Annotated in this window: 21 protein-coding genes and 1 riboswitch; of the genes, 11 read left to right on the top strand and 10 right to left on the bottom strand. The window is 60.8% G+C overall.

Translation table 11 applies throughout. The annotated features are described in order from the left end of the window. Nucleotides 1–24 precede the first annotated feature (24 nt). Nucleotides 25–486, top strand: a complete 462-nt coding sequence (locus tag OKC42_RS18280; RefSeq protein WP_082182184.1) for a DUF6314 family protein — start codon at nucleotides 25–27, stop codon at nucleotides 484–486. 123 nt (nucleotides 487–609) lie between these two features. Here the strand turns inward: OKC42_RS18280 and OKC42_RS18275 are convergent, their stop codons facing one another. Both OKC42_RS18275 and OKC42_RS18270 read right to left on the bottom strand, forming a co-directional pair. Next, nucleotides 610–771 (bottom strand): hypothetical protein, encoded by a 162-nt coding sequence (locus tag OKC42_RS18275; RefSeq protein ID WP_005339236.1) that lies wholly within the window; start codon nucleotides 769–771, stop codon nucleotides 610–612. Then, nucleotides 756–1,655, bottom strand: a complete 900-nt coding sequence (locus OKC42_RS18270; RefSeq protein WP_005357113.1) for a DMT family transporter — start codon at nucleotides 1,653–1,655, stop codon at nucleotides 756–758. The genes OKC42_RS18275 and OKC42_RS18270 overlap by 16 nt, the downstream gene beginning before the upstream one ends. A 91-nt stretch (nucleotides 1,656–1,746) precedes the next feature. On the opposite strand from OKC42_RS18270, the gene OKC42_RS18265 reads away from it, so the two are divergent. Further along, a complete protein-coding gene (locus tag OKC42_RS18265; protein WP_005357110.1) occupies nucleotides 1,747–2,706 on the top strand; it encodes a LysR family transcriptional regulator in 960 nt (319 codons plus the stop codon). Here OKC42_RS18265 and trpS read toward each other — a convergent pair. Both trpS and OKC42_RS18255 read right to left on the bottom strand, forming a co-directional pair. Then, a complete protein-coding gene (gene trpS, locus OKC42_RS18260; RefSeq protein WP_270820535.1) occupies nucleotides 2,685–3,698 on the bottom strand; it encodes a tryptophan--tRNA ligase in 1,014 nt (337 codons plus the stop codon). The two genes, OKC42_RS18265 and trpS, sit on opposite strands and share 22 nt — an antisense overlap. Before the next feature lie 192 nt (nucleotides 3,699–3,890). Then, a complete protein-coding gene (locus OKC42_RS18255) occupies nucleotides 3,891–4,328 on the bottom strand; it encodes a universal stress protein (protein WP_270820533.1) in 438 nt (145 codons plus the stop codon). A 401-nt stretch (nucleotides 4,329–4,729) separates the two neighbouring features. Here OKC42_RS18255 and fabV point away from each other — a divergent pair, with 401 nt between their 5' ends. From fabV to OKC42_RS18225, 6 genes are all read left to right on the top strand, one after another. Continuing rightward, nucleotides 4,730–5,917 (top strand): enoyl-ACP reductase FabV, encoded by a 1,188-nt coding sequence (fabV, locus tag OKC42_RS18250; RefSeq protein ID WP_270820532.1) that lies wholly within the window; start codon nucleotides 4,730–4,732, stop codon nucleotides 5,915–5,917. Nucleotides 5,918–6,009: 92 nt separating this feature from the next. Next, nucleotides 6,010–6,534 (top strand): non-heme ferritin, encoded by a 525-nt coding sequence (gene ftnA, locus OKC42_RS18245; RefSeq protein WP_005339225.1) that lies wholly within the window; start codon nucleotides 6,010–6,012, stop codon nucleotides 6,532–6,534. Between the two features lie 150 nt (nucleotides 6,535–6,684). Continuing rightward, nucleotides 6,685–7,869, top strand: coding sequence for an NAD(P)/FAD-dependent oxidoreductase (locus tag OKC42_RS18240; protein WP_080764968.1), 1,185 nt, complete (start codon nucleotides 6,685–6,687; stop codon nucleotides 7,867–7,869). A gap of 81 nt (nucleotides 7,870–7,950) precedes the next feature. Next, complete coding sequence (locus tag OKC42_RS18235) at nucleotides 7,951–9,624, top strand: sensor histidine kinase (RefSeq protein ID WP_270820531.1); 1,674 nt, start codon at nucleotides 7,951–7,953, stop codon at nucleotides 9,622–9,624. Nucleotides 9,625–9,670: 46 nt separating this feature from the next. Then, on the top strand, nucleotides 9,671–10,414 hold the full coding sequence (locus OKC42_RS18230) for a LytR/AlgR family response regulator transcription factor (RefSeq protein WP_270820530.1): 744 nt from the start codon (nucleotides 9,671–9,673) through the stop codon (nucleotides 10,412–10,414). Between the two features lie 109 nt (nucleotides 10,415–10,523). Then, nucleotides 10,524–11,714, top strand: coding sequence for an L-lactate MFS transporter (locus tag OKC42_RS18225; RefSeq protein WP_040069602.1), 1,191 nt, complete (start codon nucleotides 10,524–10,526; stop codon nucleotides 11,712–11,714). Nucleotides 11,715–11,787: 73 nt separating this feature from the next. Here OKC42_RS18225 and OKC42_RS18220 read toward each other — a convergent pair whose 3' ends face one another. The 4 genes from OKC42_RS18220 to OKC42_RS18205 all read right to left on the bottom strand — a co-directional run bounded on the left by OKC42_RS18220 (nucleotide 11,788) and on the right by OKC42_RS18205 (nucleotide 14,715). Then, nucleotides 11,788–12,912, bottom strand: coding sequence for a 5-(carboxyamino)imidazole ribonucleotide synthase (locus OKC42_RS18220; RefSeq protein ID WP_270820529.1), 1,125 nt, complete (start codon nucleotides 12,910–12,912; stop codon nucleotides 11,788–11,790). After that, nucleotides 12,909–13,418 (bottom strand): 5-(carboxyamino)imidazole ribonucleotide mutase, encoded by a 510-nt coding sequence (gene purE, locus OKC42_RS18215; RefSeq protein WP_270820527.1) that lies wholly within the window; start codon nucleotides 13,416–13,418, stop codon nucleotides 12,909–12,911. Before purE ends, OKC42_RS18220 begins: the two co-directional genes overlap by 4 nt. 63 nt (nucleotides 13,419–13,481) lie before the next feature. Beyond that, nucleotides 13,482–13,784, bottom strand: a complete 303-nt coding sequence (locus OKC42_RS18210) for a P-II family nitrogen regulator (protein WP_033138869.1) — start codon at nucleotides 13,782–13,784, stop codon at nucleotides 13,482–13,484. A gap of 4 nt (nucleotides 13,785–13,788) precedes the next feature. Then, complete coding sequence (locus tag OKC42_RS18205) at nucleotides 13,789–14,715, bottom strand: sodium-dependent bicarbonate transport family permease (protein WP_005342109.1); 927 nt, start codon at nucleotides 14,713–14,715, stop codon at nucleotides 13,789–13,791. 109 nt (nucleotides 14,716–14,824) lie between these two features. Between OKC42_RS18205 and nhaR the strand changes: the two genes are divergently transcribed. The 3 genes from nhaR (at nucleotide 14,825) to murI (ending at nucleotide 18,769) form a co-directional block, all read left to right on the top strand. Then, nucleotides 14,825–15,727 carry a transcriptional activator NhaR gene (gene nhaR, locus OKC42_RS18200; RefSeq protein WP_005355696.1) on the top strand — a complete coding sequence of 301 codons (903 nt, stop codon included), beginning with the start codon at nucleotides 14,825–14,827 and terminating at the stop codon, nucleotides 15,725–15,727. A gap of 35 nt (nucleotides 15,728–15,762) precedes the next feature. After that, a riboswitch (cobalamin riboswitch) is annotated at nucleotides 15,763–15,940 on the top strand. Between the two features lie 52 nt (nucleotides 15,941–15,992). Continuing rightward, the gene (locus OKC42_RS18195; RefSeq protein WP_270820524.1) at nucleotides 15,993–17,858 is read left to right on the top strand and encodes a TonB-dependent receptor domain-containing protein; all 1,866 of its coding nucleotides are present in this window, start codon (nucleotides 15,993–15,995) and stop codon (nucleotides 17,856–17,858) included. 107 nt (nucleotides 17,859–17,965) lie between these two features. Further along, a complete protein-coding gene (gene murI, locus OKC42_RS18190) occupies nucleotides 17,966–18,769 on the top strand; it encodes a glutamate racemase (protein WP_270820523.1) in 804 nt (267 codons plus the stop codon). Between the two features lie 7 nt (nucleotides 18,770–18,776). Here the strand turns inward: murI and OKC42_RS18185 are convergent, their stop codons facing one another. Further along, nucleotides 18,777–19,268, bottom strand: a complete 492-nt coding sequence (locus OKC42_RS18185) for an RNA recognition motif domain-containing protein (RefSeq protein ID WP_064334977.1) — start codon at nucleotides 19,266–19,268, stop codon at nucleotides 18,777–18,779. Nucleotides 19,269–19,572: 304 nt separating this feature from the next. Continuing rightward, a partial coding sequence (locus OKC42_RS18180) for a hypothetical protein (protein ID WP_270820521.1) occupies nucleotides 19,573–19,785 on the bottom strand: 213 nt, incomplete at its 5' end.

Raw genomic sequence — 19,785 nt, 5'->3', positions numbered from 1 at the left:
TCAGTTGTCAATTTTAAGGGGGCTATGATGGCCGAGATGGAAGCGGCAATCCAGCGTTTATGGGCGCGATTGCCACAGGTCGGAGCATTTTCCTTTACCGCCAGCAATGGCGAGGGGTCGGCGACCGACTGGAATGGTCGGGGCGAGGGGCGTGTGCAGGTGACCGATCATCAGGGTGGCTGGCTGTTTAACGAGCAGGGCCGTTACATCACGCCTCATGGCAGGGAACTCGCCATGCACAACCGCTTCTGGTGGCAACGCAGCGAGCGGGGGATCCGCCTTTCTCACCTGCGTTATGAAGCGCCGGTTGAACTGTTCGAGCTGCTGCCGCAGGGGGATGGCCGCTGGCTGACCGCCGAGCCCCATCTGTGCGGGGCGGATCACTACAGCGCCGAGTTGACCGAGATAGACGGCGGTTTTCTACTGAGCTGGCAGATCACCGGGCCGCGCAAGAACGAGCGACTCAGCTATCGCTATCTGATCTAACGCTGGCTGGCAGGCATAAAAAAACCGGCGCAGAGCGCCGGTAGCGGGGGACAAATCGGAGGTTTTTTAAAACAGTCCCAAAACAGGAGAGATAGACTCTCGTCACACATTCAGAGATGGACTTCAGGCATTCAGGGCATAGCTCAGCATAGCTTGCAGCTTGCTATCGAAGAACCAGGGCAGCAGTACCATCAGCAGGCCCAGGATCCCGGCCAGTCGCTGGCGATACTGCCAGCCGGCAATCAGTACCAGACCACCGCACAGTGTGGTCAGGATGCCTGACATAGGGAGACCTCGCGCTGCATGCGACGCTGCTGCGCCCACTGGTTCATGGCGACCGAGCCGAGGATCAGGGCCAGAGCAACACCTGTGGTGGGGTGGATCTGCTCGCCGAGGAACAGGGCACCCAGCATCACACCGAACAGCGGCACCAGATAGTTGCTGAAGGAGGCGAACGTCGGGCCGGCCTTCTGGATCAGCGCCATGTAGAGGAAGTAGACCAGACCGGTACAGAGGGTACCCAGCACGGTAATCGCGCTCAGGGCCTGGGTGCTCGGCAGGGTCAGGCTGCCGAGGTCAACCATGAATGGGGCGACCAGCAGCAACTGGATTGCCGAGGAGATCAGGATATTGCGGGCGACCACGACCGGATGGTCCTTGGCGAAGCGCTTGATCATCAGCAGGCCGATGGCGAAGCAGCTGGCACCCAGCAGGATGGCCATGGCACCGAGCAGACCGGCGTTCATGCCCTGGGAGAGTTTCGGCCAGAACAGGGTGAGCACACCGGCAAAGCCGATGATCACGGAAAGCAGACCGGTTTTGGTGATTCTTTCACCAGAAATAAACAGCGGTGCAGCCAGAATAGTCACAAATGGGATACAACCCATGACCACGGCGGCGATGGCGCTATCCACATACTGTTGGCCCCAGGCGACCATGATGAAGGGGATGGTGGCATCCAGCAGGGCGATCAGCATATAGGTGCGCCACGGGGTGTGCTCACTCTTGAGCCGCATGAACAGGCAGAGCAGACCCAGGGTCAGGCTGCCGCACAGGGCACGACCGGCAGCCACCAGAATGGGGGGCAACTCGGCAACGGCCTGGTGCATGAAAATGAACTGGGAACCCCACAGCAGGCCAATGGCCAGCAATAACAGATAGCTACGCATTTGAATCTCCGATGTATTAAGCCAGCGCATTCTAGGCAATCTGTTACTATGGTAAAAATGAATTGTTGGCATTTAACTATGGCTAATATCGATGGATAGCTCGCTCGCCCGTCTCGACCTCAACCTGCTCGCCGTATTCGACATGCTGATGCAGGAGCGCAATGTCACCCGTGCCGCCGAACGGCTGCATCTCTCCCAATCCACCGTCAGTCACGCCTTGGGGCGGCTGCGAGTGGCGCTGGATGATCCGCTGTTCGTGATGAGTCGGCGCGAGATGATGCCGACCGAGCGAGCCAAGGCGCTGGCCGGTCCGGTGCGGCAGGCGCTGGCGATGCTGGAGCAGGGATTGCGGCAGGCCAAGGGGTTTGATCCCGCTACCGCACGGCGGATTTTCCGTATCGCCACCCCGGGCTCGGTGGAGCACGGGCTGGTGCCGGTGCTGGTGGAGAGGCTCCATCGGCAGGCCCCTCACTGTCGGCTTGAGGTGTGCGAGCTGGCCGACAGCGACTACGAGCGGGAGCTTGAGAAGGGGGAGCTGGATCTGGTGATCGGTTTCGCCGGGGCGAATCATCTCTCACCCCGCTTATGGCGGGAGGAGTGGTTCAACAACCCGCTGGTCTGCCTGTCGCCGCTTGGCAGCGAATTGCCCGATGTGCTGACTCCGGTCGAGTTGGTGAGCCGTCCCCACATCCACACCTCCAGCTGGGGTCACAGTCAGGCGATGGTGGAGCTCTGGCTGGCTCGCTTCGGGGTGGAGCGGGAGTTGGGCGTGCGGTTGCCGAGCTTTATGGCGGTGCCGCCGCTGATGGCGACCGGTCGCTATCTGGTGGTGGTGCCCGAGATGATCGGGCGCCACTTTTGCCGCTACTACCCGCTGCGGATGCACCAGCTCGACCCCGCCATCCCCATCGTCTACCTGATGGCGGGGCACCCGCTGACCGCCCATGACGAGGCGATCGGCTGGTTCAAGAGCCTGCTGCACCAGCTGGTGTTCGACCTCTACGGCGACGATGCACTCGGGACTCCCGCTCAGCGGATGCTGGCGAAGTAGTCGAGCCCCATGGCGCTTTTCACCTCCGCCAATACCTCATCTGTGATGATGCGGGCCTGCTCGGTGCCCTGATAGAGCAGCTCCAGCAGCCTCTTCTTGTCGGCGATGGCTGCGGCACGGCGCTCCCGCATCGGGGCGAGCAGGGTTTGCAGGCAGTCATTGAGCACCTGTTTGCAGCGCATGTCCCCCAGTCCGCCTCGTCGGTAGTGGGCCTTCATCTCGGCGACCAGCGCCTTGTCGGGGTGAAAAGCATCGAGATAGGCGAACACCGTATTTCCCTCCACCTGGCCCGGATCGCTCACCTTGAGGTGGTTGGGGTCGGTATACATGGCAAACACCGCCTGTTTGACCTCTTCCGCCGACATGCCGAGTTCTATGGTGTTGCCGAGGGATTTTGACATCTTGGCCTTGCCGTCGATGCCGGGCAGGCGGCCGGTGTCGCTCAGGATCGGCTGGCACTCGGTCAGCACCTCTTTGCCTACCAGAGAGTTGAAGCGGCGGACGATCTCGTTGGTCTGCTCCAGCATCGGCAGCTGATCTTCCCCGACCGGCACATGACTGGCGCGAAAGGCGGTGATGTCGGCGGCCTGACTGACTGGATAAACCAGAAAACCGGCCGGCAGCGTGCGTTCGAACCCTTTTTGCTGGATCTCCGCCTTGACGGTGGGGTTGCGCTCCAGCCGGGCGACGCTGACCAGATTGAGGTAGTAGCAGGTGAGCTCGGCGAGGGCGGGCAGGGCGCTCTGCAGGCAGAAGGTGGTCTTGGCTGGGTCGAGGCCGACCGCCAGATAGTCGGCCATCACCTCCAGCACGTTGTCTGTCACCTTGGCCGGGTTGTGGCCGTTGTCGGTCAGCGCCTGCAAGTCGGCGATCATCACGAACTGGCGGTAATGGTGCTGGGCTTCGACGCGCTGGCGCAGGGAGCCGACATAGTGGCCGATATGCAGTTTGCCGGTGGGACGATCGCCAGTCAGGATTACAGGGTTGTGCATGTCACTCTCTCCAGTTGGGTGAGCCGGGAGGCGACAAAGGGATAAAAACAGTTGACCGCCTCTCGGCGGTCACGGTGTTTTCTTTGGGAAATTTACAATAGAAACGCGGTGCCGCCTGTTTAGGAGCAGCACCACCAGTAGTTGTGATTGAATGCGGTCATATTCATAGCAAATCAAACTACGCCGGTTTCATTACTTCTGCAAGGGGACGACCAGCAGATCGCAGGGCACCGTATTCATCAGCTGACGGGCGCTGGAGGTGAGCAGGCTCCAGAAGCTCTGGCGATGGCCGCACACCAGCAGGTCGATCTCGTACTCCTTGACTGCCTGATTGACCCGCTCGCTCAGATCGCCGCAGATCACCAGCTTCTTCTCGATGGGACAGTCCACCGAGGCCAGAAATGCCTCCAGCTTCTCTTTCGCTTCGGCGATCACCTGATCCTGCACGTTGTCGATGTCGATATCGATCATCTCGGTGTAGAGATCCTTGAGGTCCACATCGACATGGATAACCGACAGCTTGGCGCCGTTGGAGCGGGCTCTGTCCACCGCCTTGTCTATCACCTTGCGGTTGTCTTCAGAGAGGTCGATCGCAGCCAGAATATGCTTGTAATAGGTTGTTCCACTCATGGGGGTTCTCCTTACCGATCCTTCAGCCCACTATACCAATCTCTGCTGAAACTAAAATGGTGCCTCAGGCACAGTTTTGGGATTTAAATGAGTTTAATGACGTGTGACACAGGGTCAGCCACTCAGTTATTAACCACTATTTGCCTATAAATTAAACAGGAGTTTGACGCCGGTCACACCCCTCGGCTTGCCGATCTGGGGGGAGAGGCATAGGATGGGCCCGTGCTTCGCAATGAACACAAAACAACAAAAAGCATCTGAATACCGCTTTGGGGAGCCACGTGCTCCCTTTTGTTTATCCGCCTCATTTCCCGCTGCTTTTCTGACTGATAGCGATCCGGCATCAAGTTAATCTCCTTCGATTTGGTTATGCTGTAGCCAGTTTCTTTGGAGGCCTTCCCATGATCATTCATCCCCATATTCAAGGTTGTGTTGCCCGCAACTGTCACCCCATCGGCTGCCGCGCCGCCGTGCAGCAGCAGATTGAACGCATCAAGACAGCGGGCCCGTTCAACGGCCCCAAGCGGGTGCTGGTGCTGGGTGCCTCCTCCGGGTTTGGGCTGGCGTCGCGCATTGCGCTCGCCTTCGGGGCTGGTGCCGACACCATCGGCATCTCCTTCGAGCGTGGCCCTTCCGACAAAGGATTGGGCAGCGCCGGTTGGTACAACAACATCTGGTTTCGCAAGGAGGCGGAGCAGGAGGGGCGTATCGCCATCAACCTGATCGGTGATGCCTTCTCCGACGGCATGCGCCATCAGGCCATCGACACCATCCGCCAGCAGCTGGGGCAGGTGGATCTGGTGATCTATTCGCTGGCGAGCGGTATCCGGGTGCTGCCAGATGGCACGCAGGTGCGTTCGGTGCTCAAGACTACCGGCCAGCCGTTCAGCGGCTGGGGGCTGGATCTGGAGCGCGATACCCTGGTGCAGCAGTCGCTGGCACCTGCCACGCCGGAGGAGATCCGCGACACCGTCACCGTGATGGGGGGCGAGGATTGGCAGCTCTGGATGCAGGCGTTGCAGCAGGCCGATTGTCTCGCTCCCGGCGCGCAGACCGTCGCCTACTCCTACATCGGCCCCGAATCCACCTATCCCCTCTATCGGGATGGCACCATCGGTTATGCCAAGGAGCATCTGCATGCCACCGCCGAGACCATCAACCTGCAGCTGGCCGAGATTGGCGGCCACGCCTGGGTATCGGTCTGCAAGGCGCTGGTGACCAAGGCGAGCGCCTATATTCCGGTGTTGCCGGTTTATCTGGGCCTGCTGATGGGGGTGATGAAGGAGCGCGGTGTACACGAGGGCTGTATCGAGCAGATGCAGCGGCTGTTTGCCGCCAAGATGTACGGGGCCAATGGGGTGGTGGCCGATGGCAACCGGCTGATCCGGATGGATGAGCACGAGCTGGACCCGGCCATTCAGGCCGCCGTTTCGGCGCTCTGGCCCAAGGTGACGCCGGAGAATTTCCACGGGCTGGGGGACTTTGCCGGGCTGCGGCAGGATTTCATGCAGCTCAACGGCTTCGAGCTGCCGGGCGTCGATTATGCTGCGCCGGTGGATGTCGCCTCCCTTGGGGAGCTGACCCCCTGAGCTGAAAGAAACGGGATCTCCCTCTCGTTGGCGGGTTGATTCGCGGCGGGAGTGTGGCGACAATCGATACCAAATCACTGAGGAGAAACAAGATGCTGGCCCAAGCCATGATCGAGAAGTTGAACGAGCAGATTAACCTGGAGTTCTACTCCTCCAATCTCTATCTGCAGATGAGCGCCTGGTGCGAAGACAAGGGCTTTGAAGGGGCGGCGACCTTCCTGCGTCAGCACGCGGTCGAGGAGCGCCAGCATATGGAGCGTCTGTTCACCTATGTGAGCGAGACCGGCGCCATGCCCAAGCTGGGTGCCATCGATGCCCCTCCCCACGAGTTCAAGTCGCTGGGCGACGTGTTCCGTACCACCCTGGAGCACGAGTACCACATCACCAAGTGTATCAATGGTTTGGCCCACGTAGCCTTCACCACTCAGGACTACTCCACTTTCAACTTCCTGCAGTGGTATGTGGCCGAGCAGCATGAAGAGGAGAAGCTGTTCAAGAGCATCGTGGACCGTCTGGGTCTGGTGGGTGAAGATGGCAAAGGCCTCTACTTCATCGACAAGGAGCTGGCCGAACTGGCCAAAGGCGCCCCGGCCAGCATCATGGACAGCAACGCCTGATAGTCGTGGACACTTAGTGTTCAGCCAGTACAATAACGGCCCTTTTAAGGGCCGTTATTTATTCTGGTGGGCAGCCACTATGGTTGTGTTCCGTCAGAGGTAATCTCGGTTCTGGCCAGGTGCCGTTTCTATTTTGATAAGTGAGTGATGATGAAGCAGGTCGATGTGGTGGTGATCGGGGCCGGTGCGGCCGGATTGATGTGTGCGGCGCAGGCGGGCTACCGTGGCCGCTCCGTGCTGGTGCTCGACAACGCCAAGAAGCCGGGCCGCAAGATCCTCATCAGTGGCGGTGGCCGCTGCAACTTCACCAACCATCAGGCGGGTGCTCACGCCTACCTGTCGGAGAATCCCCACTTCAGCAAGTCGGCGCTGGCCCGCTACACCCAGCAGGACTTTATCGATCTGGTGGACCGCCACGGGGTCAACTATCACGAGCGCACCCTGGGGCAGCTGTTTTGTCTCGAGAGTGCCAAGGATATCGTCGATGTGTTGCTCACCGAGTGTGACTGGGCCGGGGTGACCCTGCAGTTCCAGACCGAAATTCTCACCGTCAGCAAACAGGACGAAGGGTTTGTGTTGACGACCAGCAAGGGGGAGATCGGCTGTCACTCGCTGGTGGTGGCGACCGGCGGTCTCTCCATGCCCAAGCTGGGGGCGACCCCTTATGGCTTCAAGCTGGCGGAGCAGTTCGGCCTCAAGGTGCTGCCGACCCGCGCCGGACTGGTGCCCTTTACCCTCCATCAGGCCGAGAAAGAGGCGTTCGCCGATCTGGCGGGCATCAGCCTGCCGGTGGCGGTGACCGCCGAGGATGGTACCCGCTTCAAGGAGGCGATGCTGTTCACCCATCGCGGCCTCTCCGGCCCCGTCATCCTGCAGATCTCCTCCTACTGGCATGCGGGTGAGAAGATCCACATCAACCTGCTGCCGGAGCTGGATATTCCGGCCGCCCTGCGTGAGTGGGCGCAGGCTCACCCGGCGCAGGAGCTGAAAACCGTGCTGGGGCGCGAGCTGCCAAAGCGCTTCGTCGACAAGCTGGTGGAGCTGGGTCAGCTGGTCAGCAAGCCGATGCGCCAGTACAACGAGCGGGAACTTGAGGCGATCGCCAACCTGCTGGGTGACTGGCAGATCCTGCCCAACGGCACCGAGGGGTATCGCACCGCCGAAGTGACCCTGGGCGGCGTCGATACCAACGAGCTCTCCTCCAAGACCATGGAGGCGCGCAAGGTGCCCGGCCTCTACTTCATCGGTGAAGTGGTGGACGTGACCGGCTGGCTCGGTGGCTACAACTTCCAGTGGGCCTGGTCTTCCGGTTGGGTGGCCGGTCAGTACTGTTGATGTCACAGGGGCTGGTTTATCCGGCCCCGATTTATTGGTCAGGGTTAGGGTGATCGGTCGGGTTGCCGCAAGGGGGCGCAGATGCTTGAGAATCAGATGATGTTGTTGGCGGTGTTCGAACGGGCGGCGCTGATGCTGATGACCCTCTTCTTCCTGACCCGCACCCGGCCGTTCCAGCGGCTGTTCCAGAAGCGGGATCACACCCCCGCAGAGCTGGTGCTGGTGGCCTCCATCTTTGGCCTGTTTGCGGTGTTCAGTACCTACACCGGCATTCCGGTAGAGGGGGCGCTGATCAATGTGCGGATCATTGCCATTATCTCCGGCGGCATTCTGTTCGGCCCCTGGGTCGGCATTCCGGCCGGGGTCATCTCCGGCCTGCACCGCTATCTCATCGACATGGATGGTCACACTTCCATCCCTTGCCTTATCGCCAGCATCATCGCCGGCCTGCTCGCCACCTGGCTGCACCTGCGCTGCCGCAAGTCGCGGCTCTGGCTCTACGGCATTCTGGCGGGGATGCTCTGCGAAGGGCTGACCATGCTGCTGATCTGGCTGCTGACCGAGCCCCACGAAGTCGGGGTGGAGATCGTTAACCATATCGCCTATCCGATGATCGCCGGGGCGCTCTGCATCGGTCTCATCATCAAGCTGGTGCAGGATCTGGATGACGAGAAGGAGCTGATTGCCGCCAAGCAGGCCAAGCTGGCGCTGGATATCGCCAACAAGACGCTGCCCTTCTTCCAGAACATCGACCGCCACTCCCTGAGTCAGGTCTGCGCCATCATTCGCAGCGAGATCAGTGCCGACGCGGTGGCCATTACCGACACCCGTGACGTGCTGGCTTATGTCGGGGTGGGCAAGGACTATTACGAGCTGGATGAGCACCACGCCATCAGCGGCATGACCCAGCAGGCGGTGCTGCTCGACCAGATCATCATCAACAACGATTTGCGCCAGTATCACCTCTCCGATTTCCACTCGGTCATCATTATTCCGCTGCGGGAAAACGGCGCGGTGAGCGGCACCCTCAAGATCTACTACCGTCGTACCCACAGCATCACCAGCTCCCTGCGGGAGATGGCGGTGGGCCTCTCCCAGCTCATCTCCACCCAGATGGAGGTGTCGCGCATCGAGCAACTCAAGGAGATGACCCGCAAGGCGGAGTTCACCGCCCTGCAGAGCAAGATCAATCCGCACTTCCTGTTCAACGCCCTCAACGCCATCTCATCCTTGATCCGCATTCGCCCCCAGCAGGCGCGCCAGCTCATTGCCAATCTGGCGGATTACCTGCGCTACAACCTCAACAAGGGGGATGAACTGATCGACATTCAGGAGGAGCTGCAGCAGGTGCGCGATTACGTGGCCATCGAGCAGGCCCGCTTCGGCGACAAGCTGGAGGTGGTGTTCGAGGTGGACGACGTGCACATTCAGGTGCCGAGCCTGCTGTTGCAGCCGCTGGTGGAAAACGCCATCCTGCACGGCATCCAGCCCCGCAGCGCGCCGGGCCGGGTCACCATCGAGGTAAAACAGCTGGCGGGTGGCATCCGGGTATCGGTGCGGGACACCGGTTACGGCATCAGTCAGGCGGTGATCGACGGGGTGGCTGCCGGGCGGGTGGAGAGCCGCAGCATCGGCCTGATGAACGTGCATCAGCGGGTCAAGCTGCTCTATGGCGACGGCCTGCACCTCAAGCGGCTGGAGCCGGGTACCGAGGTGAGTTTCTATCTGCCGGATCAGGAGTCGATGCCATGCTGAGTGCCATCATGGTTGAGGATAAGTGTGTGCCGCGAGAGGTGTTGTCATGCTGAACGCCATTATTGTCGAAGATGAGTATCTGGCCCGCGAGGAGCTGATCTATCTGGTGAATCAGCACAGCCAGATCGAGATAGTGGCGAGCTTCGAAGATGGGCTGGAGGCGTTCAAATACCTGCAGGATCACGAGGTGGACGTGGTGTTTCTGGATATCCAGATCCCCTCCATCGACGGCCTGCTGCTGGCCAAGAACCTGCACAAGTCGAGCCATCCGCCCCACATCGTCTTCGTCACCGCCTACAAGGAGTTTGCGGTGGAGGCGTTCGAGCTGGAGGCGTTCGACTACATCCTCAAACCCTACAACGAGCCGCGCCTCATCAATCTGCTGCAAAAGCTCGAGCATGCGGGCAAGTCGCAGCCAGCCTCCACGGGGGAGGCGAGCGGTGAGGGGAGCAGCCCGCACAATCGCACCGTCAATCTGGTGAAGGGGGAGCGCATCATCGTCACCCCCTGCGAGCAGATCTACTACGCGGAAGCCGACGAGAAGCTCACTTATGTCTACACCCGCGATGATCGCTACGTGATGACCATGACCATCAGCGAGTTTGTCAGCCGCCTGCCTGCCGAGGGGTTCTTTCGCTGCCACCGCTCCTACTGCGTCAACATCAACAAGATCCGCGAAATTGTCCCCTGGTTTAACAGCACCTATCTCATCCGGCTCCATGATCTGCCGTTCGAGGTGCCGGTCAGTCGCAGCAACATCAAGGCATTCCGTCAGCTGATGCGGCTCTGATTGTCATTCATTCCCGCCGATCTGCATTTCATGCCTTAATCGATCGGCGCGAGCTGCGTCTTGCCTATAGTGGCCTCAATTTCCTTAAGGCCATCGACCGAGACGCATCATGACCAAAGAGATGAACCGCACCCGGTACCTGACACTGATCGGTACCATCATCACCCAGTTTGCACTGGGTTCTGTCTATACCTGGAGCCTGTTCAACGCCCAGCTCTCCGACAAGCTGGACGAGCCGGTGAGTCAGGTCGCTTTCGCCTTCGGCCTGCTCAGCCTCTCGCTGGCGGTCGCCTCCTCCATGGCGGGCAAGCTGCAGGAGCGGTTCGGGGTGCGTAACGTGACCCTGGGCGCTGGCGTGCTGCTCGGCATCGGTTTCTTCCTCACCGCCCACGCCAGCAATCTGGCGATGCTCTACCTCTGCGCGGGCATTCTGGTCGGTTTTGCCGACGGTACCGGCTACCTGATGACCCTCTCCAACTGCGTGAAGTGGTTCCCGGAGCGCAAGGGGCTCATCTCCGCCTGCTCCATCGGTGCCTATGGTCTCGGCAGTCTCGGTTTCAAATATATCAACCTGCTGCTGCTCTCCAGCTCCGGCCTTGAGACCACCTTCCAGCTGTGGGGGCTGATCGCCATGTCCATGGTGCTGGTGGGCGGCATGCTGATGAAGGATGCGCCCAAGCAGGCCGCTTCCGTGCAGCAGAGCGAAAGCCGTGACTTCACTCTGGCCGAGGCGATGCGCAAGCCGCAGTACTGGATGCTGGCGCTGATGTTCCTCACCGCCTGCATGAGCGGCCTCTACGTCATCGGCGTGGCCAAGGATATCGGCGAGAAGATGGTGGGTCTGCCTGCAGTGGTGGCTGCCAATGCCGTCGCCATCATCGCCATGGCCAACCTGGGTGGCCGTCTGGTGCTGGGGATCCTCTCCGACAAGATGTCCCGCATCCGGGTCATCACCATCGCCCAGCTGATTACCCTGGCGGGCATGGCGCTGCTGCTGTTTGTACCGCTCAATGCCAACCTGTTCTTTGTGGCGGTCGCCTGTGTGGCGTTCAGCTTCGGCGGCACCATCACCGTCTACCCCTCGCTGGTGAGCGACTTCTTCGGTCTCAACAACCTGACCAAGAACTACGGCGTCATCTATCTGGGCTTTGGTCTAGGCAGCATCATCGGCTCTATTGTGGCCTCCCTGTTTGGCGGCTTTATGGCGACCTTCCACCTGATCCTGGTATTGCTGGTGGTGGCGCTGGTGCTCTCCCTCACCATTCGCCTGCCGGCACCGGTAGCGGTGGAGCGGGCCTGATAAGTCTCCCTGCCATAGCAAGCAAAAACAGAGACCCGGGCCATGCCCGGGTCTTTGCATTTCCGATGGTCGATCAGCGCGGCGCTAGCCCCAGCAGCTGGCGGGCCTTGCAGCAGGTTTCCTCCACCGTTGACCAGTCGTCACCGGTTACCGTGATATGGCCCATCTTGCGGCCGGGGCGGGGTTCGCCCTTGCCGTAGAGGTGCAGATGCAGGCCGGGCAGCGCCAGCAGGGCGGCCCAGTCTGGCGTGCCGTTTTGCCAGAGATCCCCCAGCAGGTTGATTAACAGGGCGGGGCGCACGGCGATCTGCTCCGGCAGCGGCAGATCGCACAAGGCCCGCACCTGCAACTCGAACTGGCTGCATGCAGCGTTGTCGAGGCTGGGGTGACCCGAGTTGTGGGGACGGGGCGCCAGCTCGTTGACCAATAGCCTCCCCTCCACCAAGAAGAACTCCACCGTCAGCACCCCGACGTAATCGAGGGTCGCGATCAGCCGCTCGGCTATTGCTTTGGCTTCGCTCTCCAGCGCCGGCACATTGGCCGGGGAGCTGGTCTGATCGAGGATGCCGCCGCTGTGCCAGTTCTGCACCAGTGGCTGGGCGCTGATGGCGCCGCTCGGACTGCGGGCCAGGGTCAGGGCGAATTCCCCCTCCAGTGCCAGCCGTTGTTCCAGCACGCAGGGCACGCCACTGGCTGCCAGTGCCGTCGCCAGCTCATCCAGGTCGCTCACTTGCCACTGCCCCTTGCCGTCGTACCCTTCGCGGGCCGTTTTGAGAATGGCGGGCAAGAGTTCGCTGGCCTGTGCGGGGATGGGCGCTTCCGGCAGTAGCGCCAGATAGGGGGCAACCGGGATGTTGGCCCTGCGCAGCAAGGCTTTCTCCTCGCAGCGATCCTGACAGACCCGCACCGCGCTGGCGGCCGGGCGCACCGGCTTTTGTTTTTCGAGCAGGGCGAGGGTGGCGGCGGGCACGTTCTCGAATTCGCAGCTGATGGCCTCGCAGCGGCTGGCCAGCTCGTACAGGGTGGTCTGGTCGTCATAGGGGGCGACAATATGGTGATCTGCGGCGGCACCGGCGATGCTGGCCGGATCGGGATCCAGCACCACCACCTTGTAGCCGAGGCGGTGGGCGGCCATCACGAAGTAGCGGCCAAGCTGGCCGCCCCCCAGCATGCCGAGGGTTGCGGGTGGCAGGATCATGTCGGCTCCTCCAGCGTGAGGGCAAGCACCCGGTCGCGCTCGTGGGTGCGGAAGTCGTCGAGCTGCTGCCGGTAACGGGGGGCGTCGTCATCCCGGGGGACCGAGAGCAGGGAGACCGCGAACAGGGCGGCGTTGGCAGCCCCCGCCTCGCCGATGGCGAAGGTGGCGACCGGCACCCCCTTGGGCATCTGCACGATGGAGAGCAGGGAGTCCATCCCCTTGAGATGACGGGAGGGGATGGGCACCCCCAGCACCGGAAGAGTGGTCTTGGCGGCGACCATGCCCGGCAGATGGGCAGCGCCACCGGCCCCGGCGATGATGGCGCGCAGGCCGCGCTCGCGGGCAGTGGCGGCATACTCGAACAGCAGATCCGGGGTGCGATGGGCCGAGACTACCTGCGCCTCGTAAGGCACGCCGTGCTCCTTGAGGATGCGGGCGGCAGCCTGCAGCACTGGCCAGTCGGAGTCGGAGCCCATTACCAGGCCGATCAGGGGATGTGTGTTCATTTTCTCTGAATCCTTGATGTTAAACGTTTGCTTTTAGTGAACAAAAAGAGCCGGCAAGCCGGCTCAGAATTTCTCGGGGCGCACGATTTCGACCGGTTGCAGAAAGGCGATCATGGCGTAGTCGGGGTAGTAGCGACTCTGCAGGTGGGCCAGCAGCCGCTCCGCCTGCTCCCGACTGCAGATCGCCTCCAGCCGGATGTTGCCGCTCTCGCTCCAGCTGGCGTTGCGTTCGCCATGATCCCCCCGGCCGCGGGCATCTGTGATGGTGTAGCCGCGCAGCCCCTCGCGGGTGAGGGTGCGCAGCAGGGTAGGCTCCAGATTGGCTTCGGTGATGATGGTCAGCAGGGTGCGGGTCTCGGTCTGCATGTGGCTACTCCGTGAAGTGGCGGGCCCAGCTGTGGTAGAGCGGGATCCCCAACATGATGTTGAACGGGAAGGTGACCCCCAGCACGGCGCTGAGGGACAGCCCCGGGTTGGCCTGAGGCACGGCGATGCGCATGGTGGCCGGCACGGCAATATAGGAGGCGCTCGCCGCCAGGGTGGCCAGCAGGGTCAGGCCGCCGAGGGAGAGGCCCATCAGCTGGCCAGCCGCCAGCCCCAGTCCCGCTGAAGCGAGCGGCATCAACAGGGCGAAGCCGAGCAGGAACAGGCCGTGGCGGCGCAGATCCTGACACTGACGGGCGACGATCAGGCCCATCTCCAGCAGGAACAGCGCCAGCGCCCCCTTGAACAGGTCGACAAACAGCGGTTTGAGCGGGGCAATTCCGTCCGGCCCGGCCAGATAGCCGATGGCCATGCCGCCCAGCAGCAGGGTCACCCCTTTGCCGAGGAAGGTCTCGTGGGCCAGCATGCGCCAGCGGGTCTCGCGGCTGATGCCGCGGGCCAGCACTATGCCCACCAGAATGGCGGGGATCTCCATCACCGCCAGGAAGATGGAGAGCTGGGATTCAAAGCTGATGCCCCGTTCGGTGAGCCAGTTCACTCCGACCGCGAAGGTAGCGACGCTGACCGAGCCGTAGTGGGCGGCGGTGGCGGCGGCATCGACCCGGTTCATCTTGAGGCGCAGCACGGCAAAGCCGAGCAGGGTCTGCACCACGCCGAGCAGGATCACCAGCGCCAGTTGTGGCAGCAGAGGTTGCAGGGATTGCTGGGCCAAACCGACGCCGCCCTTGAGGCCGATGGCCAGCAGCAGAAAGAGAGAGAGGGTGTCGTAGAGGGCAGGAGGCAGTTTGAGCTCGGAGCGCACCAGACCGGCCAGCAGACCAAACAGAAAGAAGAGTACAACAACGTCCAGCATGATGGTTCGCAGGGCAGTTCAGATAATGGTTGCATGCTAGAGCCCGCAATGTTTCGATAAAATCAGATTCTCGCTGATGGTTGTTCGGTAAAAACTGATAGGGAACGGCATGCTCAACTACAAACAGCTCTACTACTTCTGGCATGTGGCGCGCAGCGGCAGCGTGACGCAGGCCGCCGAACAGCTGCATCTCACGCCGCAGACCATCAGCGGTCAGGTGGCCGAGCTGGAGCAGTCCCTCGGGGTGGCGCTGTTCAACCGGGTGGGGCGGCGTCTGGTGCTGACCGCCGCCGGACGGCAGGCGCAGGAGCAGGCTGGGGCCATTTTCTCGCTCGGCGCCGAGCTGGAGCACACCCTGCGCCACGCCAGTCAGGAGCTGACCATGCAGGTGGGGATCGCCGATTCGGTACCCCGCACCCTGGCGTTCGAGCTGCTGGCCCCCGCCATGGCGCTGGCGACCCCGCTGCGGCTGGTGTGCCACGAGGAGCGGGCCGAGCAGCTGTTCAGCGAGCTGGCCCGCCACAAACTGGATATGGTGCTGATCGATCGCCCGCTCCCTCCCGACAGCGGCGTGCGCGGCTACAACCACGAGCTGGGGCGCAGCCCGCTGGCGCTGTTTGCCAGCCCCGAGCTGGCGGCGCGGGCGCGGGATGGCTTTCCCGCATCGCTGGAGGGGTTGCCGCTGCTGATCCCCGGAGAGAAGTCTGCCACTCACGATCGGCTGCTGGAGTGGTATCGCCAGCAGGGCATTCATCCCCATCTGGTGGGGCAGTTTGATGACTCCACCCTGATGAAGTCGTTCGGCAAGGCGGGGATGGGGATCTTCCCGGCGCCGCTGGCGATGGCTGACGAGATTGGTCGCCTCTACGGAGTGGAGCGGATTGCGACCCTCACCGACGTTACCCTCTCTTATTATCTGGTCTCGGCAGGGCGCCATCTTTCCCATCCCGGGGTGCAGGCGGTGATGGAGGGGGCCCAACAGAGGCTGGCGGTGCTGGCTGGCAATAAATAGAAATCTGGATGGCTATACATCCAGCTTTGCTCTGCCTATAATCCTCCCGCTTTGGCGCATCATGCTTAATAGGGAATCCGGTGAGAATCCGGAGCTGGCGCGCAGCGGTAAGGGGGAACGAAGCGACATCAGGGCACTGCCGTCAGGCGGGAAGCCGTCGCCGTAGGCTATCAGCCCCCGAGCCCGAAGACCTGCCAGAGTTCGTATTTCGGGCCGAGAGAAACCGGCCACGAAGTAGATACTTACGCGAACTTAAGGATCTCTCATGTCGAAGAAATTTCTGGCGGCTGCCCTGTTGCCGACGGCGGCGTTTGCCCAGCAGCTGACCATTCCCGTCAATCCCACCATGGTGGTGACCGCTACCCGCGTCGCCCAACCTGCCTCCAGCGTGCTTGCCCCGGTCAATGTGGTGACCCGGGACGAGATCGATCGCCTGCAAGCCCAGACCGTGACCGATGTGGTCAAGACCCTGCCCGGTGTGGAAGTGGTCAGCAATGGCGGCCGAGGCCAGCTCAGCTCGCTGCGGGTGCGTGGTGGCACCTCTTCCCAGACGCTGGTGCTGGTGGATGGGGTGCGCAGTGCCTCCCTGACCGCCGGGATGACCGAACTGAACAATCTGCCAATCAATCAGGTGGAGCGCATTGAATACATTCGTGGCCCACGCGCCACCATTTATGGTTCTGATGCCATCGGCGGGGTGATCAACATCATTACCCGTCCCGACAAGGGGACAAATCAGCACAAGTTCAATATCGGTGTTGGTTCCCATCAACAGCGTCAGGCCGCTTTCAGTAGTGCCAGCCAGGTAGGTGAGGCGGGTCAGCTCAAGGTGGCTGGCGGTTTTGATGATGAAGAGGGTTACAACGTACACCCCTTGCCCGGCATCAACGATGGTGACCGTCACGGGCATCAGGGCTACAACGCCATGCTGGACTACCAGCAGGCGCTCGGCAGCAATTGGGATCTGTTCGGTACAACCCGCTGGTTCCGCAATGTCGCCCAGTACGACCGCTCTTCTGCGGCTTCCGCCTGGGGGCCTGCCACCCGTCAGCGCAACGAGACCTGGACTGAAAACCAGAGCTATCAGCTGGGGTCGCGCTATCACGATGATCGCTATCTGAGTGAGTTGCGTGGCGCCTTCTCCAAACAGGATGCGTACGACTATCAGGACAACAGTGGCCGCGATCAGGCCAATACCCGGACCTACACCCGCCAGTACAGCCTGAACTGGGTCAACAGCTTGAAATTGAACGAGAGCTGGACGTTGGGAGGCGGGGCCGATTGGCAGAGTGATCGACTGGATGATCGCTCCCGCTCATCCGGCTCCACGTATCCGGCCGACGCCAAAGAGCGCGACAACACCGGCCTCTATGCCCTTGCCCAGTACGACAACCAAACCTGGCAGGCCGAGCTGAGTGGCCGTAGCGATGACAATGAGCAGTTTGGCCGCCACAACACCTGGCAGACCGGCGCAGGCTGGCGTTTTGTGGAGGATTACCGCCTGAGTGCCCGCTACGGCACCGGTTTCCGTGCCCCCTCCTTTAATGACCTCTACTATCCGGGTTCTGGCAATCCCAACCTTAAGCCGGAAGAGTCGAAGAGCAGTGAGCTGATGCTGGATGGTCAAACCGCGGGTGTCGAGTGGCGCATGACCGGTTATCGCAACGACTTCGAACAGATGATCCAGTGGGCACCCAACAGTCAGGGTATGTGGACACCACAGAACGTTGGCAAGGCGCGGATCGAAGGGATCGAGCTGGAAGGGGAGTTTGATACCGGCTGGTTGAGTCATCGGGTCTCTGCCGAATACAAGGATCCCAAAGACAGGGTGACCGACAAGCAGTTGCAGCTGATCTCCCGCAAAGGGGCCAAGTGGGTAACTCAGGCGCAGTGGCAGCAGTTTGATGGTTCTTTGAGCTGGATCTATCAGGGTGAGCGCTATGGCGATGTGGCCAACACCACCAAACTGGGTGGCTACAGCGTGTGGAATCTGGCTGTCGGCTACAAGGTAACCCCGGCGCTCAAGGTATCTGGCAAGATCAACAACCTGCTGGATAAGGAGTATCAAAGCGCGGTGGGCTATCCGGCCGATGAGCGCGCTTACTACGTGACGATGGATTACGCCCTGTAAATAGCGTCCTCTTGATGGGAAAAACCGAGGCCCTGCCATTGGCAGGGCCTTTTCTATTGGCGGCAGGCGGGAGTATGATCGCCGCCTTGCACCAAAGGGGAGCTCAAGTGGCCAATATTCTCGTGTTTGATTCCGGTATGGGTGGCCTGACCATCTACCGGGAGATCCGCCGCGTTCTGCCGGCACACAACTATTTCTACTGCTTCGACAACGCCAACTTCCCCTATGGTGAATTGAGCGAGCCCGCCCTGATTGCTGCCTGCACCCGATTGGTGACCACCATGGTGGCCCGTCATCATATCGATCTGGTGGTGATTGCCTGCAACACTGCCAGCACCATAGCGCTGCCGGCCCTGCGTGAGGCACTGGATATTCCCGTGGTGGGGGTGGTGCCAGCCATCAAGCCCGCCGCTGCACAGACTCGCAACGGTTGTATCGGTCTGCTTGCTACGCCGGGCACCGTCAGCCGCGACTATACCCATGAACTGATCGCCCAGTTTGCTCCCGGCAAGCAGGTGCTGCTCAAGGGCACCACCGAGCTGGTCATAGAAGCCGAACACAAGCTGGCGGGCCTGCCGGTCAATATGGCGCTACTGCGCGAGGTATTGGCCGATTGGCTGGAGGGGGAAGAAAAGCCGGATACGCTGGTGCTTGGTTGCACTCACTTCCCGCTACTCAATGAAGAGATTGGGCAACTGATGCCGCAATGTCAGCTTATTGACTCGGGCAGTGCCGTTGCCAAACGGGTGGCCTGGTTGCTGAACAATGGCGGGCATGCCATCGTGCAGCCTGTACATATAGAAGAGGTAATTGCCAGGGCTTACTGTACCCGGCTGGATGGGGAGGCCCAAAAACTGACAGCCCCCTTGCAAGCATGGGGGCTGTCATCACTGGAAGAGGTGAAGTACTGACGAGCGGTTAGGCGTCAGTTTCGCTACCTTCTCTTTCCTCTTTATCACGTTTGTCATTCGCTTCACGCACCTTGAGGGTGCGCTGCTGATACTCTTTGTCATTCAAAGCGGCAATCGCCTTGGCGGCATCGGCGGCGGGCATCTCCACGAAACCGAAACCTCTGCGCTTGCCGGTTGCCTTGTCCTTCATCAACCGCACGGAAATGACCTGGCCCTGTTCGGCAAACAACTCGCGCACTGCGATCTCATTGGCGCGATAGGGCAGGTTGCCTACATATAAGGTGCAAGTCTCCTGATTGGCGATCGACTCGGCGACATTAGCCGAGGTTCGCTTCAGGAACAGCGGTACCACGAAACCGCCGATGGCCAGACCTGCTGCAAAAATCACTTCCGCTTTCAAAGAGAACTGCAGGGCCTGGGCAACCAGGTAGCCAACCACTGCCAATACCAGAGCAAGGATTGCAGCCTGCATATATACGGGAAACTTGGATAAATTCATCTTAAAAGACCTTTTGTAAATGAAAGCAAAAAAGGTGCAACACTATATTCACCTCCATGGTAACCAGCTTTCCTGATTGGCGCTACCATGGACCACTCGGGAGAGGTTATCGGCTCCAGTATGGCATTCCCAAGGTCACTGAAGGCGACATAAATGACGCTAAAATGGGAGTGAAATAACCGGATTGTGGATAACATTGTATATATACACTGAACAAGCTGTTTCTAATTGAATAATTTGAAATTTTCGTGATTTTCTTCAAAAAAAGTCTTGTCATCGCAGCGCTGCTCCCTATAATGCGCCCCTACCAGCACGGCGGAACACGCCAACCTGATGAGCCAGCTTCCTTGTGAAGCGGGCGCCGAAAGAAAAGCGAAAACAACCGCTTGACTTTCGAAGTGAGGGGTGTAATATGCGCCTCCTCAACGCGACAAGCGTGACGCTCTTTAACAATTTGAATCAAGCAATCTGTGTGGGCACTCACAGCATCGAACATCAAAAACAATTTTTGATTTTC

This window comes from Aeromonas sp. Y311-2, assembly GCF_027706025.1.
GTDB lineage: Bacteria > Pseudomonadota > Gammaproteobacteria > Enterobacterales > Aeromonadaceae > Aeromonas > Aeromonas veronii.
The sequence above is the reverse complement of the archived record's forward strand: the minus strand, read 5'-3'. Positions and strand labels throughout refer to the sequence as shown.

Excerpts from the sequence above, each read along its gene's own strand:
- OKC42_RS18230 (WP_270820530.1), top strand. The coding sequence starts at position 9,671 with ATGCTGAACGCCATTATTGTCGAAGATGAGTATCTGGCCCGCGAGGAG.
- ftnA (WP_005339225.1), top strand. The coding sequence starts at position 6,010 with ATGCTGGCCCAAGCCATGATCGAGAAGTTGAACGAGCAGATTAACCTG.
- purE (WP_270820527.1), bottom strand. The coding sequence starts at position 13,418 with ATGAACACACATCCCCTGATCGGCCTGGTAATGGGCTCCGACTCCGAC.
- fabV (WP_270820532.1), top strand. The coding sequence starts at position 4,730 with ATGATCATTCATCCCCATATTCAAGGTTGTGTTGCCCGCAACTGTCAC.
- OKC42_RS18240 (WP_080764968.1), top strand. The coding sequence starts at position 6,685 with ATGAAGCAGGTCGATGTGGTGGTGATCGGGGCCGGTGCGGCCGGATTG.
- OKC42_RS18235 (WP_270820531.1), top strand. The coding sequence starts at position 7,951 with ATGCTTGAGAATCAGATGATGTTGTTGGCGGTGTTCGAACGGGCGGCG.
- nhaR (WP_005355696.1), top strand. The coding sequence starts at position 14,825 with ATGCTCAACTACAAACAGCTCTACTACTTCTGGCATGTGGCGCGCAGC.
- OKC42_RS18265 (WP_005357110.1), top strand. The coding sequence starts at position 1,747 with ATGGATAGCTCGCTCGCCCGTCTCGACCTCAACCTGCTCGCCGTATTC.
- OKC42_RS18220 (WP_270820529.1), bottom strand. The coding sequence starts at position 12,912 with ATGATCCTGCCACCCGCAACCCTCGGCATGCTGGGGGGCGGCCAGCTT.
- OKC42_RS18210 (WP_033138869.1), bottom strand. The coding sequence starts at position 13,784 with ATGCAGACCGAGACCCGCACCCTGCTGACCATCATCACCGAAGCCAAT.
- OKC42_RS18255 (WP_270820533.1), bottom strand. The coding sequence starts at position 4,328 with ATGAGTGGAACAACCTATTACAAGCATATTCTGGCTGCGATCGACCTC.
- OKC42_RS18225 (WP_040069602.1), top strand. The coding sequence starts at position 10,524 with ATGACCAAAGAGATGAACCGCACCCGGTACCTGACACTGATCGGTACC.
- OKC42_RS18280 (WP_082182184.1), top strand. The coding sequence starts at position 25 with ATGATGGCCGAGATGGAAGCGGCAATCCAGCGTTTATGGGCGCGATTG.
- trpS (WP_270820535.1), bottom strand. The coding sequence starts at position 3,698 with ATGCACAACCCTGTAATCCTGACTGGCGATCGTCCCACCGGCAAACTG.
- OKC42_RS18195 (WP_270820524.1), top strand. The coding sequence starts at position 15,993 with ATGTCGAAGAAATTTCTGGCGGCTGCCCTGTTGCCGACGGCGGCGTTT.
- OKC42_RS18275 (WP_005339236.1), bottom strand. The coding sequence starts at position 771 with ATGTCAGGCATCCTGACCACACTGTGCGGTGGTCTGGTACTGATTGCC.
- OKC42_RS18270 (WP_005357113.1), bottom strand. The coding sequence starts at position 1,655 with ATGCGTAGCTATCTGTTATTGCTGGCCATTGGCCTGCTGTGGGGTTCC.
- OKC42_RS18185 (WP_064334977.1), bottom strand. The coding sequence starts at position 19,268 with ATGAATTTATCCAAGTTTCCCGTATATATGCAGGCTGCAATCCTTGCT.
- OKC42_RS18205 (WP_005342109.1), bottom strand. The coding sequence starts at position 14,715 with ATGCTGGACGTTGTTGTACTCTTCTTTCTGTTTGGTCTGCTGGCCGGT.